The following is a 17,142-nucleotide window of genomic DNA, read 5'->3' as shown; positions in this document are numbered from 1 at the left end:
CCTGCGCCCGGGTTCTCGTATGCCGTACGATCTCGTACGGCATACGAGAACGAGGAGGGTGTCATGACGATCCTGGTGACGGGTGCGACCGGCAGCGTGGGCCGGCTGGTGGTCGACGAACTCGTCGCGGCGGGAGTGCCGGTGCGCGCGCTGACGGTCGATCCTTCGCGCGCGAAGCTGCCGTCAGAGGCCGAGGTGGTCGTCGGGTCGCTGGCGAAGCCGTCGACGCTGCCGGTGGCGCTGAAAGACGTCTCCGCGGTGTACCTGGCGCCGATGGCGCGGACCGTCCGGCGGTTCTGCGAACTGGCGGCCGAAGCGGGCATCGAGCGGGTCGTCGCGTTGTCGGGCAGCAGCGTCGGCGACGGCCACGAGGGCTCCAGCGGCAACGAGTACGCCGCGGTCGAGGCCGCGGTCCGGGACGCGGGCTTCGCCTGGACGTTCCTGCGGCCCGGGGTGTTCATGAACAACACGCTCGGCTGGGCGGACATGGTCCGCGCGGGCGAGGTCGCCACGGCCTACGGCGACGCGACGCAGACCCCGATCGACCTCGGCGACATCGCGGCGGTGGCCGCCCGGGTGCTGGTTTCGAACGGCCACATCGGGCTCACGCACGTCCTCAGCGGACCCGAGGCGATCAGCCAGCGCGAGCAGGTCGCGACGCTGGGATCGGTGCTGGGCAAGGAGATCCGGTTCCACGAGCTGACCCGTGCGGAGCAGCGCACCCAGTGGGTCGGGTTCGGTATCCCGGAGGACGCCGTCGACTGGCTGCTCGACGGCTTCGAAGAGACCCTGCGGCATCCGCAGGCGCCGACCGGCGTCGTCGAAGAGCTGCTCGGTCGCCCGGGAAGGACCTACGCCGCGTGGGTGGCGGCGAACCGGGCGGTGTTCGCCTAGTGCCGCGCGTCCGAGGTGCGTTGACAGGGCCCGGTTTGCGCCCCAATGTGGCGTTGGTTGCGTCTGACGCACCGAACGCCACATTGGGTGCGTTGGACGCACCGAACGCCACATTGGGGCGCATTGGGGCGCTCGGCCGCTGTCCCGGCGCCACGGCGGAAACGTCCCGCGCCGCCGCCCGCGAAATCGAGGATCTGGTGAAGGGAGCCGGGTTCACGCACCTGAGCACCGAGACCCTCCCGCTCGGCCCGCCGGTGGTCAGCGTCCTCGCGGCCGCGCGGCGGGAGGCTGGTCAGACGCGCGTGCGCGTCATCCCGGCCAGGCCGAGCAACGGGAGCACGCCGGCGAACACGACGACCGCCGTCCAGCCGCCGAGGTGGTAGGCGATCGAGCCGGCCTGGGAGCCGATCGCGCCGCCGACGAAGAACGTGCCGAGGTACACGCTGTTGATCCGGGCGCGGGCCGAGGGGTCGAGCTGGTAGATCGTGTGCTGGCCGGTCACCAGCGTGGTCTGGACCGCCATGTCGACGGCGATCGCGGCGATGGCCAGCAGGACGACGCTGTGCGCGCCGAACCCGGCCAGCGCGAAGGCGGCGGCGCAGAGCACGAAGGCGCCCGCGGTGAGCCGCCGGCCGTGGCCGTGGTCCGCCCACCGCCCGGCCAGCGGCGCCACCGCGGCGCCCGCCGCGCCGGCCAGGGCGAACAGGCCGACGCCGAGCTGGGAGTAGTTGAACGGCGGTGCCGTCAGCACGAACGCGATGGTCGTCCAGAACGCGCTGAACGCGCCGAACATCGCCGACTGGTAGAAGGCGCGGTGGCGCAGCGCGGGATGTTTTCGCGCCATGGCGAGCGTCGAACGGATCAGCTGTCCGTAGGGGACGTCGGTCTTGGGTGCCCGGGGCGGCAGGATGAAGCGCAGCACGACGGCGAGCGCGGCCATCGCCGCCGCCGAGATCAGGAACACGACGCGCCAGCTGGTCACCTCGGCGAGCAGGCTGGCGACCACGCGGGAGAGCAGGATGCCGAAGAGCAGCCCGCTGACGACCCGCCCGACGATCCGGCCGCGGATGTCGTCCGGCGAGATGTCGGCGGCGAACGGAATGAGGATCTGCACGACGACCGACGTCGCCCCGACGAGCAGGGCGGCGATCAGCAGCACGGCGAAGCCGGGGGCGAACCCGGTGACCACCAGACCGGCGCAGGCGAGCGCGAGCAGGGTGGCGACGAGACCGCGGTTCTCGAGCCGGTCGCCGAGCGGGACGAGCAGCAGCATCCCGGCGGCGTACCCGAGCTGGGTGGCGGTGACGACCCCGCCGGCGGCGGCCTCGCCGACGCCGAAAGCCTGCCGCAGTTCGGCGAGCAGTGGCTGGGCGTAGTAGAGGTTGGCGACGGTCAGTCCACAAGAGACGGCCAGCAGCAGCACGAGCCACCCCGGCGGTGCGTCCTGCTTGGTCTCGGTCATCGTGCCCCCATGCTGGAACCGGTTTGATCGGTTCCCGACGGTACCAGTCAAACCGGTTCCGGCGTACTGTGACCCGTATGACGGACAGATTCCGCTCCGGAGCGGGCCGGTTGTGCCTCGACTTCATCAGGACGTTGCGCTACCGCGGCACGGCGGAGGAGCTGGAGGAGCTGCCCGACGCGTCGGCGTGGGGCGCGTGGATCGACGAGTTCGGGCCGTTCGGGACGCCGGTGCGCCCGGCTTCGGAGCGCGACGCGCAGACGTTGCGCGAAGCGATCTACGCTCTGCTCACGGACGGCGCGGCGCGCCCCTCGGTGCGGCAGCGCCTGAACCGCTTCGCGGCCTTGCCGGCCCCGGCGCCCGCGCTGACGGCGTCGGGCGGACTGCGTTGGCAGGCTTCCGATCCCGCCTCGGCGATGCTGGCGGTGCTGGCCCGGGACGCGCTGGAGCTGGTGACGTCCCCGGAGTTCGCGCGGGTCCGCCGGTGCGCCGGAGCGCGGTGCGGGGCCCTGTTCCTCGACACGTCTCGGCCGGGGACGCGGCGGTGGTGCTCGATGGAGATCTGCGGGAACCAGGCGAAGAAGTCGACTTATCGCTCGAAGGTGACCGCTTCCTGAGCGAGTTATGCGGATACGAGACTAGACACTGAGTGACGTTGTGGGTACGCAGTGTGCCCGCTACGGTGATCGCCATGAAACTGAAGAAGATCGCCGGTGACTGCAAGAGCGATGACTGCCCGGCTGTCCACCTCACCGATCGCGGTTCACTCTTCGTCGTCGGCGCTATCGTCGACGCGGACGACCGGCCTGCCGTCGGGCGCGAGGAGCAGGTCGTCGAGGTGTCGATCGATCTGGTCAGGGAGGCCCTGCATGCTCTTGGACCGTGAACAGTGGCGTGAGGTCTTTCGCGGGTTCAGGAAGTCGGCGTTCAGGCTGGAGACGCGGCAGGTCTACACGATGCCCGGCGAGCGAGAAGACTTCGAACGGTTTCTCGCGGGTTTGCCCGCCCTGCCGGACGACAATCGCGAGTGGCACGATCGGGTTCGTGGGTACGTGGCAGCGGGCAAGACGATCCAGCGAGTGAAGATCGTTCGCCGACCCTTGACCGACTACACGCGATATCTCCTGGCCGGGTGTATCCCGGGCAATGTCGAGGCGGGCGAGGACTACCGGATCATCGAAGCCGGAGAGCGGGACATCGGATTGCCCGAGCAGGATTTCTGGATGTTCGACGAACGTGTGGTGGTCCATCTCGACTACGAGCCCGACGGGACTCAGCACAGCCGTGAACTGATGGAAGATCCGGACCTGCCTCGGTATCTGCACTGGCGCGAGCTGGCACTGGAGCAAGGAGTTCGGTTCGACGAGTGGCATGCTGGATCCTGAGCAGGAGCATGAGAAGCGCAAGTCTCTCGCGGAAGCACTTCGTGAGTTGCGCAAAGCTGCCGGTCTCTCGGGAGAGAGGCTGGCAGTGCGTTGTGCCATGAGCCAGGCCAAGATCAGCAGGATCGAAACGGGGAAGATCCTGCCGTCGGTGGTCGATGTCGAGCGCATTCTCCGGGCCCTCGGGATCGGCCGGGCGGAGGCCGAGCCGGTGCTCGCGCTGGCTCGGCTGGCCGCGGTCGGTTACGTGTCGCGCCGAACTTCCGCCAGGCTCGGCTTCTGGCAGCGGCAGAATGATCTGAAAGCTCTGGAACGTGATTCGCGCGTGGTGCGCCACTTCTGCCCGCGATCCCGACCGGGCTTCTCCAGGCTTCCGGTTACGCCGAAGTCGCACTCGGCCCGACGGTCGCCTCGGAGCCGGTCGGCGACATCGCCAAGATCGTCGAGGGGCGAATCGCTCGCCAACGGGCGATGGTCACGTCGCCACAGCGATTCCAGTTCCTGATGACCGAACAAGCCGTGCGGTGGCGGATGGCCGGTGCGGGCGTGATGGCGGCCCAGATCGAACGGATGGTCGAACTGTCCCGGTACGAGAACCTGGACATCGCCGTTCTGCCGAATGCGGCGACCGTGCCCGAGGCTCCGCTCAACGTCTTCGTCGTCTATGACGAACGGCTCGTTACCGCGGAACTGTTCTCGGGTTCGGTGGCACTGCGCGATCCTCGGGATATCGCCTACCACTTGGAACTGTTCGAGTTCTTCTGGTCGTACGCACTGAAAGATGAAGAGGCGACGGGCTTTCTTCGGTCGGTTGCGGCCGAGTTCTTGCGAGAAAGCGAGTAGTGCTGGCGGGTTTCCGGTTTCGATTCTACATTTTCCGGTATGGAAAACATCACTCGCACCTGCGGTGACTGCAAAGGGAAGGGCTGCGGGAGTTGCGATGGCACCGGCACGATCACCATTGTCGAAGACTGATCCCCTGCTGCGACCGGGCTTCGTTGCGGATGAGGTTCGCAGTGGAAGCCGGACTCAAGTCTTCTACCGGGCTCCGTACCCCACCGAAGGGCCTGTTCGGGCGACCGATTCCTCGGGGCTGGAGGTGTGGATGTACATGTACGCGCACTTCGTGTTCTGCTGGGCCGAAGGTGCGTCCTGCGTGCACGTCAGCCACGGAACGCTGGCCGGTCCGAGGATGACCTTGTGGACCGATGTGAAGATCGCGGGACGCTGGTCGGGAGTGGTGCTGGCAGAGTTCGGGCGGTCGTGGGCGCTCGCGCATCTCGCGCGGTTCGCCCGCTGACGCGGGGACGCCGCCTGTGAAGGACGGCTTCCCACAGCCACTGCTCGGACGAGTACGCGGCAGCCGACGCCGTCAGCCACTGTCTCGCCGGAAACTGTCGGACCCCTCTGGCAGAGTTCCACGCATGACCGAAAAACCCCAGCGCCCGGAGGTCCCGCTCACCGGCGGCGAGCGCGAGATCCTCACCAGCCTGCTCGACTACCACCGCGCGACCGTCGCGTGGAAGTGCGGCGGGCTGACCGGCGAGCAGGCCCGGCGCGTCCACCTGCCCAGCGAGCTGACCACGATCGCCGGGCTGGTCGCCCACCTCACGCTCAACGAGTGGTTCTGGTTCGGCGTGGTCGTCGACGGCGAGGAGGACACCTGGGAGGAGAAACTGGAACAGGACCCTGACGCGGAGTTCCGGATCCCACCGGACACCAAGGTCGAAACCCTGCTGAGCGGCTACGAAGCCCAGTGTGCCCGCAGCCGGGAAATCATCGCGGCACGTGGGCTCGACGACCAGGTGACGCACAAGGACGAGACGTTCAACGTCCGCTGGGTCGTCACGCACATGATCGAGGAGACGGCGCGGCACGTCGGCCACCTCGACGTGCTGCGCGAGCTGACCGACGGCCTCACCGGGGAGTGACCCGCTTGGGCGGCAACGGGAAGAAGCCGCTGGTCCGCTCGACGTAGTGCGCGTACGCCGGGCGGGTCCGCGCCATTCCCTTCTCCAGCAAGGGCTTTCCCGTACCGCGGGCCAGGGTGAAGGTCATCGCCACGGGGGAGAGGATGGTCGCCGCGCCCGGCCAGGTCGAGCAGGCCAGCAGGTAGAGGCCCCACCACACGCACGCGTCGCCGAAGTAGTTCGGGTGGCGCGTGTACCGCCACAACCCCGTGTCGAGCACCTTGCCGCGGTGGGCCGGGTCGGCCTTGAACCGGCGCAGCTGCTCGTCGCCGATCGTCTCGAAGGCGAAGCCGGCCAGCCAGACCACGATGCCGAGCCAGCCGAGCACCCCGAACCCGGTGCCGTCCATCGCGAACTGCACCGGCAGTGAAACGAAGTACAGCACCACGGCCTGGAACAGGTACACGCGCAGGAACATCCGCAGCCGCCCGGGCGGCATCCGCGCGTACCGCGGGTCCTCGGGCAGCTTGCGGTTGCGCAGGTGCAGGTGCAGCGAGAGCCGCGCACCCCAGACGGCCGTCAAGGCCAGGACCACCAGCCGCAGCGCCAGGGGACCGTCCCCGAGCGGGAACGCGACGGCGGCCACGATCGCGAACCCGAGCCCCCAGAACGTGTCGATCGTGTCGTACCGCTCGCGGGCCAGCGCGATCCCGAACGTCACCACCACCGCGGCCAGCGTCACCGCGGCGGTCAGGAGCAGTGTCATCAGGACCACTCCCGGGTCGCCGGCATGCCGCTCGTGCCGTCCGGGTGCGGTCGCACGCTCAGGATCTGGTCCACGCCCATCCGGTTCTCCTCGAACGCCAGTGCTCCGCCCACCAGGTACAGCCGCCAGACCCGCGCGCCGGTCTCGCCGATCAGCGCGACGACGTCGGCCCAGTTCTCCTCCAGGGTGTCGGCCCAGGCCCGGACCGTCCACACGTAGTGCTCGCGCAGCGCGTGCACGTCCCGGATCTCGAGCCCGGCCGACTCCAGGTGGTCCAGCGTCCGGCCGACCGGCCGCATCGTCATGTCCGGGGCGATGTAGCGCTCGATGAACGCGCCGCCGCCGGGCGCGTCCCCGCCGCGCGACATCTGCTGGAGCAGGACGCGCCCGCCGGGCTTGACCATCCGGTGCAGCGTCGCCGCGTAGGCCGGGTAGTTGACCTCGCCGACGTGCTCGCCCATCTCGATCGACGCCACCGCGTCGAACGGCGCGTCCGCCAGCTCGCGGTAGTCCTGGCGCCGCACCTCGACGCGGTCGGCGAGGTCGTGCTGGGCGAGCCGGCCGCGGACGTGCTGCAGCTGCCCGGCCGAGAGCGTGATGCCGACGGCGTGCACACCGTGGTGCTTGGCCGCGTGGACCAGCAGCGAGCCCCAGCCACAGCCGACGTCCAGCAGCCGCAGGCCCGGCCGCAGCCCGAGCTTGCGGCAGACCAGCTCCAGCTTGTCGGACTGCGCCTGCTCGAGGTCCGCCGAATCGGACGTGAAGTAGGCGCACGAGTAGGCCATCGACTCGTCCATCAGCAGCTGGTAGAAGGCGTTGGACAGGTCGTAGTGGTGGGCGATCGCGGACCGGTCGCGGAGCGGGCTGTGCAGCTTCCCCGACAGCCGCGCCTCCTCGGCCGGCGGCCGAGGCGGGAGCCCGAAGACGCCCAGCCGAGCGGCGAGCGAGACGGCTTCCACCCACTCGCGCGGCCCGAGGTTCACCCGATTGACCTCACCCGCGCGGGTGAGGGCCCAGATGCGGCGGAAGCCGTCCGTCAGGTCTCCCTCGACATCGAGGTCACCAGTGACGTAGGCGCGGGCGAGCCCCAGCTCGCCGGGCGCGAAGAGCAGGCGGCGCAGGGCGCGACGGTTGCGCAGCACCACGGTGGGCGCGTCCACTGGGCCGGCGCGGGTTCCGTCCCAGGTTCGCAAGGCCACGGGGAGCTGTCCGCCGAGGAGCTTTTCGGCGAACGAGGCGAGGCGGTGCGCGGTGCTGTTCGGCATGTCCGGGATTCGCTCTCCGTTGCGCCGTGGATTGGTCGCCCATCCTGCCAATCCGAGCGGCTCGCGGCCCCGAAACACCGGTGTGGAGATCACGGGAGAACGCATCGGCGTCATCGGCAGCGGGGTGGCCGGACTGACCGCCGCTTACCTGTTGCAACGCGAGTACGAGGTCCTGCTGTTCGAAGCCGACAGCAGGCTGGGCGGGCACGCCCACACGCACGACGTGCCGAGCGCGCACGGCGGGACGGTCGGCGTCGACTCCGGCTTCATCGTCCACAACGAGCGCACCTACCCGACGCTGCTCAAGCTGTTCGCCGAGCTCGGCGTGCGCACCCGCGACGCCGAGATGTCGATGAGCGTGCGCTGCGACGGCTGCGGCCTGCAGTACGCCGGCGCGAAGGGGCTGGCCGGGCTCTTCGCCCAGCGCGGCAACGTCGCCCGGCCGCGCTACCTGCGGATGCTGGCCGAGGTCAAGCGGTTCCACCGGCACGCGAAGCGCCTGCTCGTGGCGGAGGACGCCGGAGACGTCACGCTCGGCGCGTTCCTCGCCATCGGCGGCTACACCCGCTACTTCGTCGACCACTTCATGCTGCCGCTGGTGTCCACGGTCTGGTCGGCCGACCGCACCGACACCCTCCGCTACCCGGCGCGGTACCTGTTCGAGTTCCTCCGCAACCACGGCATGCTCTCGGTGCGGAACTCGCCGACCTGGCGGACCGTCGTCGGCGGGTCCCGCGAGTACGTCGAACGCGCCGCGAAGCAGCTCACCGCGGTCCACCTGTCGACGCCGGTGCGGTCGGTGCTGCGGACCGCCCGCGGCGTCGAGATCCGTGACGACGCCGACACCCCGCACCGGGTGGACCGGGTCGTCGTCGCCACGCACGCCGACCAGGCGCTCGCGTTGCTGGCCAACCCGACCGCCGCCGAACGCGAGGTGCTCGGCGCGTTCCGCTACTCGGCCAACGAAGCCTGGCTGCACACCGACACCGGCGTGCTGCCCTCGCTGGCCGACGCGCGGGCCGGGTGGAACTACCGCGCCCCGGCGTGCGGGGCGCCCACCGGCGCGGTCCAGGTCAGCTACGACATGAACCGGCTGATGCGGCTCGAGGAGCCGACCGGCTACGTCGTCACCCTCAACCCGGGCGACGCGCCGGAACCGGACCGGCTGGTCGCGCGGATGCGGTACGAGCACCCGGTCTACACGCCGGAATCCGTTGCCGCGCAACGCGGTCTGCCCGAGCTGAACGACGGCGTGCTCGCCTACGCGGGTGCCTACCACGGCTGGGGCTTCCACGAGGACGGCTGTTCCTCGGGCGCCCGCGCCGCCGGAAGCCTGGGGGTCGCCTGGTGACGAACGCGCTCTACGACGCCACGGTCGCGCACGTGCGGCGGATCGACCCGCCGTACGCCTTCGCGCACCGCGTTTACCTGTGGCTGGTCGACCTCGACGCGCCGCCCCGGCCGGCCTGGTGGCTGCGGCCCTTCGCCCGCTTCGACAGCCGGGACCACTTCGCCGCCGACGACCGCGCCGGCATCCGGGTCAAGCTCGACGCGTGGCTGCGGGAACGGGACGTCGACCTGCGCGGTGGCCGGGTCGTCATGCTCGCCGGCGCCCGCGTGCTCGGGTACGCCTTCAACCCGATCACCGTCTACTGGTGCCACGATCCGGACGGCCGGCTCGCGTGCGTCGTCGCCGAGGTGCACAACACCTACGGCGGCAGGCACGCCTACCTGCTGCACCCCGACGCGGACGACCGCTCCCGCGCGGACAAGGAGTTCTACGTCTCGCCGTTCCAGCGCATGGACGGCGAGTACCGGATGCGCCTGCCGCGCCCGGAAGCGCTGCTCGACCTCACGGTGGCGCTGCACCGGGAAGGCGCGACGCCGTTGGTCGCTACGCTTCGGGGAGTTCGCCGCCCGGTGAACCCGCGGTGGCTGGCCCGCCTGGTGCTGGCCCGGCCGCTGCTCCCGCAGCGGGTGTCCGCGCTGATCCGCCGCCACGGCGTCGCGTTGTGGCTGCGGAAGGCCGCGGTCGCGCCGCGCACCCCGCAGAACGCCGGAGGACAGCTGCATGGATGAGCCGGCCCGCCCGCGCCACATGGCTCCGGTGCCTTCCGGACACGAGGCCGGGCCCACCGCCGAGGAACTCCTGGTGCGCGTCGCCAAGGGCGACGAGCGCGCCTTCGAGCTGCTCTACGACCAGCTCGCCGGGCCGATCTACGGGCTCGTCCGGCGGATCGTGCGCGACGCGGCCCAGTCCGAAGAGGTCGCGCAGGAGGTGCTCGTCGAGCTGTGGCGCACCGCCACGCGGTACGCGCCCGAGCGCGGCTCGGCGCTGAACTGGGCGATGACGCTGGCGCACCGCCGCGCGGTCGACCGGGTCCGCTCGGCGCGGGCCAGCACCGAACGCGAGCAGAAGGCGACCTTCGAGGCCGCCCGCGGCCGTCCGTTCGACGAGGTCGCCGAGTCCGTCACCGCGCGGCTCGAGCGCAGCCAGGTCCGCCGCTGCCTGACCTTCCTGACCGACCTGCAGCGCGAGTCCGTGCTGCTCGCCTACTACCAGGGCTATACGTATCGCGAGGTGGCCGAAGTGCTGTCGACGCCGCAAGGAACCATCAAGACGCGGCTCCGGGACGGGCTCATCCGCCTGCGGGACTGCCTGGGGGTGACCGCGTGAGCACACCGGAAATGCACACCCTGGCCGGCGCCTTCGCCCTCGACGCGGTGTCCGACTTCGAGCGCGCGGAGTTCGCCCGCCACCTCGAGCAGTGCGAGCCGTGCGCGCAGGAGGTCGCCGAGCTGCGCGCGACCGCGGCCCGGCTGGGCGCGGCGATGGCCGAGGAGCCGTCGCCGGAGTTCAAGGACCGCGTCATGGCCGCCATGCACGCCACTCGCCAGCTGCCGCCCCGGACCCGGCCCGGCGCGCCCGAGCGGCACCGCCGCTCGGCGCGGGCTCCGCGCTGGGCGGTCGTCGTGACGGCCGCGGCCGCCGTCATCGGGCTTGCCGCGGGCGGGGTGTTCGGCGGGATCGCGCTGACCCAGCAGCAGGAGCTGCAGGCCGCGCAGAGCCGGCTCGACCAGGCGAAGCAGCGGTACGAGCCGGTGGCCGCCCTGCTCGCGGCCCCGGACGCGAAGACCGCGCACGGCGAAGCGCCCACCGGCGGCGGCGTGACGGTGGTCCTGTCGCGGTCGCTGGACCGCGTGCTGGTGATGGACGCCGGGCTGCCGTCGCAGCCGGGCGGGAAGGTCTACGAGGCTTGGCTGCTCACCGGTTCGGGCACGCCGCGCTCGGCCGGGGTGATCGCCGCGTCCGACGACGGCGGCCTGGTCGTGGCCCAGGGCGTCGGGTCCGCCGACAAGCTCGCGGTCAGCGTCGAACCGGCCGGCGGTTCACCCACCGGGGCGCCTTCGGAAGTCCTCATGAGCATGCCCGTGCCCACCTGATCGCGCGCCATAGCAGACGGGTCCGGGAGGGTGCTCCCGGCTCCCCGCTCTTGCGCACTCGAACGTGTTGTGGCAAAACACCTTTGCGACACACGGCGTGCCTACTGGATTAGAGCCTGCCTGGTGCCTACCGTCCTGCCTAACGTCGGCGGTTGACATAACTCTCGATCTGGGGTTGAGGTTGAGAGTGATCACCGGCCGGCGGGCTGTACGGGCACAACGATCAGGAAGGCGGACTTCGATGACGCCCCCGCACAACTACCTTGCGGTGATCAAGGTGGTCGGCATCGGCGGTGGCGGCGTGAACGCCGTGAACCGCATGATCGAGGTCGGCCTCAAGGGCGTCGAGTTCATCGCGGTGAACACCGACGCACAAGCACTGCTCATGTCCGACGCCGACGTCAAGCTCGACATCGGCCGCGAGCTGACCCGTGGCCTCGGCGCGGGCGCCGCCCCCGAGGTCGGCCAGCGTGCCGCCGAAGACCACCGCGAAGAGATCGAAGAGGTCATCAAGGGCGCCGACATGGTGTTCGTGACCGCGGGCGAGGGCGGCGGCACCGGCACCGGTGGCGCGCCGGTCGTGGCGCAGATCGCCCGCAAGCTGGGCGCGCTGACCATCGGCGTGGTGACCCGCCCGTTCACGTTCGAGGGCAAGCGCCGCGGCAAGCAGGCCGAAGACGGCATCCAGGCGTTGCGCAACGAGTGCGACACGCTGATCGTGATCCCGAACGACCGGCTGTTGCAGCTCGGCGACATCGGCGTGTCGCTGATGGACGCGTTCCGCTCCGCGGACGAGGTGCTGCTGTCCGGTGTCCAGGGCATCACCGACCTGATCACCACGCCGGGCCTGATCAACCTCGACTTCGCCGACGTCAAGAGCGTCATGTCCGGCGCGGGCTCCGCCCTGATGGGTATAGGGAGCGCACGCGGTGAAGGCAGGGCCATCCAGGCCGCGGAGAAGGCGATCAACTCGCCGCTCCTCGAAGCCTCCATGGATGGTGCGCACGGCGCACTGCTTTCGATCGCGGGTGGTTCGGATCTGGGCCTGTTCGAGATCAACGAGGCCGCTTCGCTGGTCCAGGAGTCCGCGCACCCGGACGCGAACATCATCTTCGGCACGATCATCGACGACTCCCTCGGCGACGAGGTCCGCGTGACCGTGATCGCCGCCGGGTTCGACGCCGGCGCGCCGACGCACAAGAAGCTGGACCCGTCCACCTTCGGTTCCGGCTCGCGTTCGTCGGGGACCACGGCTTCGGCTTCGGCCGGGCAGGTCGCGAACCAGCAGCAGCCGCCGTCGGGTGCCACCCCGGTGCCGTCGGGCGGCAGCTCCGGCTACCCGGTGGCGCCGCCGCGGTCGCACTCGCCGCTGCCGTCGGCCACGGGCAACCAGCCGTCCGGCGGGCTTCCGCAGCCCGGCGGCGGTTCGCGCGGCTACTCGCCGCTCGGGTCCAACTCGACGCAGGGCAGCCTGCCGGGCCGCGCGATGCCGGTGCACGACGACCCCTCGGACGACGAGGTCGACGTGCCCCCGTTCATGCGGCGCTAGCGACCCCGCGGGCAACGTCCGTGAATGGCACATTGAGGGACTTGAAGTCCCTCAATGTGCCATTCACGGTTTCTGGGAGGATGGCGGCATGCGGGTTCGGCGAGTGGTCACGACCAGGGCGGGCGGCGAGTCCCGGCCGCCGTACGACACGTTCAACCTGGCCGATCACGTCGGCGACGACGAGGGCGACGTCTACGCCAACCGCAAGCGGCTCGCCGCCGAGCTCGGCCTGACCGAGGACCGGCTGGCCTGGATGGAACAGGTCCACGGCCGGACGGCGACGATCGTCGACGGCTCGGAGACCAAGGCCGCCGAGGCGACCGACGCCCTGGTCACCGCGACCCCCGGCGTCGCGCTCGTGGTGCTGGTCGCCGACTGCGTCCCCATCCTGCTGGCCGACGCCGAGGCCGGGGTGGTCTCGGCGGTGCACGCCGGCCGCGTCGGCGCGCGGGTCGGCGTCGTCCCGGCCGCGGTCGCGGCCATGCGCGAGGTGGGCGCCGAACCCCACCGGATCGAAGCCCTGCTGGGCCCGGCCATCTGCGGCGACTGCTACGAGGTCCCGGCCGGCATGGCCGCCGACGTCGAGAAGCACGTGCCCGGCAGTGCCTGCAAGACCCGCAAGGGCACCCCCGGCCTCGACCTGCGCGCCGGGCTCTGGCGGCAGCTCGCGGACCTGGGTGTCGGCAAGGTCGGCGTCGACCCGCGGTGCACGAACGAGGACAAGACGCTCTTCAGCTACCGGCGCGACGGCACCACCGGGCGGATCGCCGGCATCACGTGGATCGACCCGGCGTGAACACCGCCGACGTACTTTTTACCGCGGAGGCGGCGTGAACACCGCCGACGTACTTTTTACCGCGGAGGCGGCGTGAACACAGTCGACCGGAAGGCCGAGCTGGCCGAGAACCTGAAGATGACCGAGGAACGGATCGCGGCCGCGTGCCGGGCGGCCGGGCGGGCGCGCGAGGAGGTCCGGCTGGTCGCGGTGACCAAGACGTTCCCCGCCTCCGACGTCGCGCTGCTGGCGGACCTCGGCGTCACCGATGTCGGCGAGAACCGCGACCAGGAGGCCGGCCCGAAGGCGGCCGAGGTCGCCGGGCTGCGTCCCGGGACCCGGCTGCGCTGGCACATGGTCGGCCGGCTGCAGCGGAACAAGGCACGCTCCGTGGTCGGGTGGGCACACGAAGTGCAGTCCTTGGATTCCGCGCGGCTCGCCGACGCGCTCGCGAAGGCGGTGCGCGCCGCCCGGGACGCCGGTCACCGTGAGGAACCCCTCGACGTCCTGATCCAGGCGAGCCTCGACGACGACCCGGATCGCGGCGGCTGCCCGCTCGGGGAGCTCGGCGCGCTCGCCGAGCTCATCACCCACACGGGTGAACTGCGGCTTCGCGGCCTGATGGCCGTCGCCCCGCTCGGCGCCGACCCGGCGGCCGCCTTCGAACGGCTCGCTCATGCGGCGGAGCGGCTCCGCGAAGATCACCCGAATGCCACTGACGTCTCCGCCGGGATGAGCCATGATCTCGATCAGGCGATCACGCACGGTTCGACCTGTGTGCGTGTCGGAACCGCGCTGCTCGGCGGGCGCGGTTTAGCCTCGCCGTAGGGAGCTCGCGCGGTTGTCACGTTTCGTGGCCACCCGCGCGGGGCACTGACGGCGTGGAGAAGCGTTGGTGCGGGAGCGGCTAGGGCTAGGGAGAGGCATGAGCGCGCTGCAGAAGCTGAAGGCCTACTTCGGGATGGTGCCCGCGGACGACGAGGGCTACGACGTCGATGACGACTACCGGCGCGGCTACGCGGACGACGACTACGACTCCTACGAGGAGCCGGCCCCTCGGCCGTCGCGCTCACGGTACCGCGACGTCGACGACGCCTACGACGAGCCCGTCAGCCGCAGCCGCTCACGCTCCGTGTCCGGATCCGAGCCCGCCGTCCACGGCGCGCTCGCGATCGACCGGCAGCCCGAGCCGGTGGCGCGCCTGCGCCCGGTCACCGAGCCGGTCGTGCGCCAGCCGGTGCGCGACCCGCTGAGCCGCATCACCACGCTGCATCCGACCAGCTACGCGGAGGCGCGGGCGATCGGGGAGCACTACCGGGAGGGCATCCCGGTGATCATGAACCTCACCGAGATGGAGAACGCGGACGCCAAGCGGCTCGTCGACTTCGCCGCCGGGCTGGCGTTCGCGCTCCGCGGGTCGATGGACAAGGTCACCAACAAGGTGTTCCTTCTCTCACCGCCCGACGTGGACGTGACCGCCGAGGACCGCCGGCGGATTGCCGAGGGCGGATTGTTCCTGCGCGGCTGAAGTCGCACGGACCGCTGAGCGCAAGCAGACGTGATTTTGTCGACCCGATGCTGCGTCGACCCCCTCAACTGCGTCTTCGAAGAGGACGCCCGGTTAGAGTAGGTACGTGGAAGCTGTGTGGCTGGTCGTTTGGTACGTGCTGTTCGCCTTCTGGCTGCTGCTGACGGCGCGCATCGTGATCGAACTCGTCCGGACGTTCGCCCGTGAGTGGCATCCGGCCGGTGGGGTTGCGGTCACGCTCGAGACCATCTACACAGTGACGGACCCGCCGGTTCGACTGTTCAGACGAATCATTCCGATGGTTCGGATCGGCGGCGTCGGACTGGACTTATCGATTATGGTGCTGCTGTTGGTTGTGTTCTTCGCGATGCAACTGGCGACTCCAAGTTGATCGGGGAGAACTTGGGTGGACCCTGCAGGCCATGGAGTGCGTGAGGTGATCTGATGTCGTTGACCCCCGCTGACGTGCATAACGTCGCGTTCAGCAAGCCGCCCATCGGCAAGAGGGGCTACAACGAGGACGAGGTGGACGCGTTCCTCGACCTGGTGGAGACCGAGCTGGCCCGGTTGATCGAGGACAACAACGAGCTGCGCCAGCAGATGGAGCAACTCGACGCCGAGCTCGAGTCGACCCGTAGCGAGCTTGACAGCGCCAAATCGGCCCCGCCGATGCGCGAGGAACCTTCGCGGCGCCTGGCGCCGGTGCCACCGCCCCAGTCCGCCATGGAGCAGACCCAGGCGCACTCGATGGTGGGCGACAGCACCGAGCCGAACGTGCAGGCCGCCAAGGTCCTGGGCCTCGCCCAGGAGATGGCCGACCGGCTGACCGCCGAGGCGAAGACCGAGTCCGACGGGATGCTGGCCGAGGCTCGCACCAAGTCCGAGCAGCTGCTCTCGGACGCCAGGGCGAAGTCCGACTCGATGGTGAACGAGGCGCGCACGCGCGTCGACACGATGCTGAACGACGCGCGGACCCGGGCCGAGACGCTGGAGCGCCAGGCGCGCGACAAGGCGACGACGCTGGAGCGCGAGTCGCAGCGGAAGTACACCGAGACGATGAACAGCCTCAACGCCGAGAAGGGCGGGCTGGGCAAGAAGATCGAAGAGCTGCGCACGATCGAGCGGGAGTACCGCACGCGGTTGCGCGGGTTCCTCGAGTCCCAGCTGCGCGAGCTCGACGACCGTGGTTCCGCCGCACCCGCGTCGGCGTCGTCGAGCTCCGGGCAGTCGTCCGGTTCGTCGAGCGGCGGCCAGGGCTACTCGTTCGGTCCGCGGGCCGAAGCGGGCTGAGTTTCCTTCCCGGGTGCACCCCGGCCGGCTTGACCGGTTGGGGTGCGCCACGGTTCGGAGTCGATCCGGTACCGCACGTGGGCGGGTCGTGGTCCAAACCCTTGCCGTCCGTGCTCTAATGCAGCCGTGCTCTACATCGTGCTGGTACTGGTACTGGCGGCTCTGGGGCTGCTCGTCACCGCGCTGATCACCGCTTCTTCGCTGTGGGCGTGGGTTTCCATCGGTCTTTCGGTGCTGGCCGGGCTGATCCTGGTCGCCGACTGGCTGCGCCGCCGTCGCCGGACCGCGGTTTCCGCCGCGCCCGTGGCACCCGTGGCTCCCGCTGTCGAGGCCGCTGAGCCGGCTCCGGCGGAAGACCCGGCCGAAGAGGAACAAACCGTCCTGATCCCGGCGTCCGGCGACCTGGGCGATCCGGCCGACACGCCTGAGCCCGAAGAGACCGAGGCGGCGGGACCCGCCCAGGCGGAAGCGGATGCCGAGCCGGGCGAAGAAGAGACGTCCGAGGCCGACCTCGCGATCCTGACCGAGCTCGAGGACGAGGTCGTGGTGGTCGACGAGCACCCCCGCTACCACCTGACGACCTGCTCCTGGCTCGGCAGCCGGGGCCGCATCCTGATCGGCGTCGGCGAAGCCCGCCAGCTCGGCTTCACCCCCTGCTCGCAGTGCCACCCCGACGCGACCTTGGTCGCCGCCCACCGCTAGGCGGCGAGGTCCGCCAGGCCGAGGTGGGTTTCCAAGGCCCGCGCGCCGTCGCACCCAGCCGGCCTCCGCGAACCGCGCCGGTGGCCGGCGGCGATCGGCGTGACGCTCGCCGGGGTCCGTGCCCCTCGTGACAACCCGGTTGCGCGCGCCCGTTAATCTGGTAGGCAACACGGCG

The 17,142-nt window shown here is 70.5% G+C and carries 21 protein-coding genes and 1 pseudogene; 19 read left to right on the top strand and 3 right to left on the bottom strand.

Annotated features, from left to right (window positions below; all coding sequences use genetic code 11):
* The first annotated feature begins 63 nt into the window (after nt 1-63).
* Nucleotides 64-894 carry an NAD(P)H-binding protein gene (locus tag AB0M82_RS02615; RefSeq protein WP_364716933.1) on the top strand — a complete coding sequence of 277 codons (831 nt, stop codon included), beginning with the start codon at nt 64-66 and terminating at the stop codon, nt 892-894.
* Nucleotides 895-1,186: 292 nt separating this feature from the next.
* Here the strand turns inward: AB0M82_RS02615 and AB0M82_RS02610 are convergent, their stop codons facing one another.
* Nucleotides 1,187-2,356, bottom strand: coding sequence for an MFS transporter (locus AB0M82_RS02610; RefSeq protein ID WP_364716930.1), 1,170 nt, complete (start codon nt 2,354-2,356; stop codon nt 1,187-1,189).
* Nucleotides 2,357-2,433: 77 nt separating this feature from the next.
* On the opposite strand from AB0M82_RS02610, the gene AB0M82_RS02605 reads away from it, so the two are divergent.
* From AB0M82_RS02605 to AB0M82_RS02575, 7 genes and pseudogenes are all read left to right on the top strand, one after another.
* Complete coding sequence (locus AB0M82_RS02605) at nt 2,434-2,973, top strand: ABATE domain-containing protein (RefSeq protein ID WP_364716927.1); 540 nt, start codon at nt 2,434-2,436, stop codon at nt 2,971-2,973.
* Between the two features lie 74 nt (nt 2,974-3,047).
* Nucleotides 3,048-3,242: a hypothetical protein gene (locus AB0M82_RS02600; protein ID WP_364716924.1), complete on the top strand. Its 195-nt coding sequence runs from the start codon at nt 3,048-3,050 to the stop codon at nt 3,240-3,242.
* Nucleotides 3,226-3,741: a DUF6879 family protein gene (locus tag AB0M82_RS02595; protein ID WP_364716921.1), complete on the top strand. Its 516-nt coding sequence runs from the start codon at nt 3,226-3,228 to the stop codon at nt 3,739-3,741. Before AB0M82_RS02600 ends, AB0M82_RS02595 begins: the two co-directional genes overlap by 17 nt.
* Nucleotides 3,728-3,886 (top strand): annotated as a pseudogene (locus tag AB0M82_RS02590) (helix-turn-helix transcriptional regulator); the annotation flags it as partial. The gene AB0M82_RS02595 and the pseudogene AB0M82_RS02590, both read left to right, overlap by 14 nt.
* A 191-nt stretch (nt 3,887-4,077) precedes the next feature.
* On the top strand, nt 4,078-4,581 hold the full coding sequence (locus AB0M82_RS02585) for a Scr1 family TA system antitoxin-like transcriptional regulator (protein WP_364717523.1): 504 nt from the start codon (nt 4,078-4,080) through the stop codon (nt 4,579-4,581).
* A gap of 262 nt (nt 4,582-4,843) precedes the next feature.
* Nucleotides 4,844-5,038, top strand: a complete 195-nt coding sequence (locus tag AB0M82_RS02580; protein ID WP_364716918.1) for a hypothetical protein — start codon at nt 4,844-4,846, stop codon at nt 5,036-5,038.
* A 124-nt stretch (nt 5,039-5,162) separates the two neighbouring features.
* Complete coding sequence (locus AB0M82_RS02575) at nt 5,163-5,669, top strand: DinB family protein (RefSeq protein ID WP_364716916.1); 507 nt, start codon at nt 5,163-5,165, stop codon at nt 5,667-5,669.
* Here AB0M82_RS02575 and AB0M82_RS02570 read toward each other — a convergent pair.
* Both AB0M82_RS02570 and AB0M82_RS02565 read right to left on the bottom strand, forming a co-directional pair.
* Nucleotides 5,656-6,423, bottom strand: a complete 768-nt coding sequence (locus AB0M82_RS02570; protein ID WP_364716913.1) for a DUF1295 domain-containing protein — start codon at nt 6,421-6,423, stop codon at nt 5,656-5,658. The genes AB0M82_RS02575 and AB0M82_RS02570 overlap by 14 nt on opposite strands.
* A complete protein-coding gene (locus AB0M82_RS02565) occupies nt 6,414-7,679 on the bottom strand; it encodes a class I SAM-dependent methyltransferase (RefSeq protein WP_364716911.1) in 1,266 nt (421 codons plus the stop codon). Before AB0M82_RS02565 ends, AB0M82_RS02570 begins: the two co-directional genes overlap by 10 nt.
* An 82-nt stretch (nt 7,680-7,761) precedes the next feature.
* On the opposite strand from AB0M82_RS02565, the gene AB0M82_RS02560 reads away from it, so the two are divergent.
* The 11 genes from AB0M82_RS02560 to AB0M82_RS02510 all read left to right on the top strand — a co-directional run bounded on the left by AB0M82_RS02560 (nt 7,762) and on the right by AB0M82_RS02510 (nt 16,967).
* Complete coding sequence (locus tag AB0M82_RS02560) at nt 7,762-9,030, top strand: FAD-dependent oxidoreductase (protein ID WP_364716908.1); 1,269 nt, start codon at nt 7,762-7,764, stop codon at nt 9,028-9,030.
* The gene (locus tag AB0M82_RS02555) at nt 9,024-9,758 is read left to right on the top strand and encodes a DUF1365 domain-containing protein (RefSeq protein WP_364717522.1); all 735 of its coding nucleotides are present in this window, start codon (nt 9,024-9,026) and stop codon (nt 9,756-9,758) included. Before AB0M82_RS02560 ends, AB0M82_RS02555 begins: the two co-directional genes overlap by 7 nt.
* Entirely contained in the window at nt 9,751-10,356 is a 606-nt protein-coding gene (gene sigK / locus AB0M82_RS02550; protein ID WP_364716905.1) for an ECF RNA polymerase sigma factor SigK, read from the top strand. Before AB0M82_RS02555 ends, sigK begins: the two co-directional genes overlap by 8 nt.
* Nucleotides 10,357-10,367: 11 nt before the next feature.
* Nucleotides 10,368-11,123, top strand: coding sequence for an anti-sigma factor (locus AB0M82_RS02545; RefSeq protein WP_364717520.1), 756 nt, complete (start codon nt 10,368-10,370; stop codon nt 11,121-11,123).
* Nucleotides 11,124-11,364: 241 nt separating this feature from the next.
* Nucleotides 11,365-12,672, top strand: a complete 1,308-nt coding sequence (gene ftsZ, locus AB0M82_RS02540) for a cell division protein FtsZ (RefSeq protein WP_364716903.1) — start codon at nt 11,365-11,367, stop codon at nt 12,670-12,672.
* Nucleotides 12,673-12,760: 88 nt separating this feature from the next.
* Entirely contained in the window at nt 12,761-13,468 is a 708-nt protein-coding gene (gene pgeF, locus AB0M82_RS02535) for a peptidoglycan editing factor PgeF (protein ID WP_364716901.1), read from the top strand.
* Between the two features lie 72 nt (nt 13,469-13,540).
* Complete coding sequence (locus AB0M82_RS02530) at nt 13,541-14,275, top strand: YggS family pyridoxal phosphate-dependent enzyme (protein WP_364716899.1); 735 nt, start codon at nt 13,541-13,543, stop codon at nt 14,273-14,275.
* A 97-nt stretch (nt 14,276-14,372) separates the two neighbouring features.
* On the top strand, nt 14,373-14,975 hold the full coding sequence (gene sepF / locus AB0M82_RS02525; protein ID WP_364716898.1) for a cell division protein SepF: 603 nt from the start codon (nt 14,373-14,375) through the stop codon (nt 14,973-14,975).
* A gap of 115 nt (nt 14,976-15,090) precedes the next feature.
* Nucleotides 15,091-15,366 carry a YggT family protein gene (locus AB0M82_RS02520; protein ID WP_072477845.1) on the top strand — a complete coding sequence of 92 codons (276 nt, stop codon included), beginning with the start codon at nt 15,091-15,093 and terminating at the stop codon, nt 15,364-15,366.
* Between the two features lie 53 nt (nt 15,367-15,419).
* Nucleotides 15,420-16,265, top strand: coding sequence for a DivIVA domain-containing protein (locus AB0M82_RS02515; RefSeq protein WP_364716895.1), 846 nt, complete (start codon nt 15,420-15,422; stop codon nt 16,263-16,265).
* Between the two features lie 126 nt (nt 16,266-16,391).
* Nucleotides 16,392-16,967 (top strand): hypothetical protein, encoded by a 576-nt coding sequence (locus AB0M82_RS02510; RefSeq protein ID WP_364716893.1) that lies wholly within the window; start codon nt 16,392-16,394, stop codon nt 16,965-16,967.
* Nucleotides 16,968-17,142: the final 175 nt, after the last annotated feature.

The organism is Amycolatopsis sp. NPDC051128 (genome assembly GCF_040682715.1).
Taxonomy (GTDB): domain Bacteria; phylum Actinomycetota; class Actinomycetes; order Mycobacteriales; family Pseudonocardiaceae; genus Amycolatopsis.
Note: the sequence above shows the minus strand (reverse complement) of the source record. Positions and strands in the feature narration are given on the sequence as shown.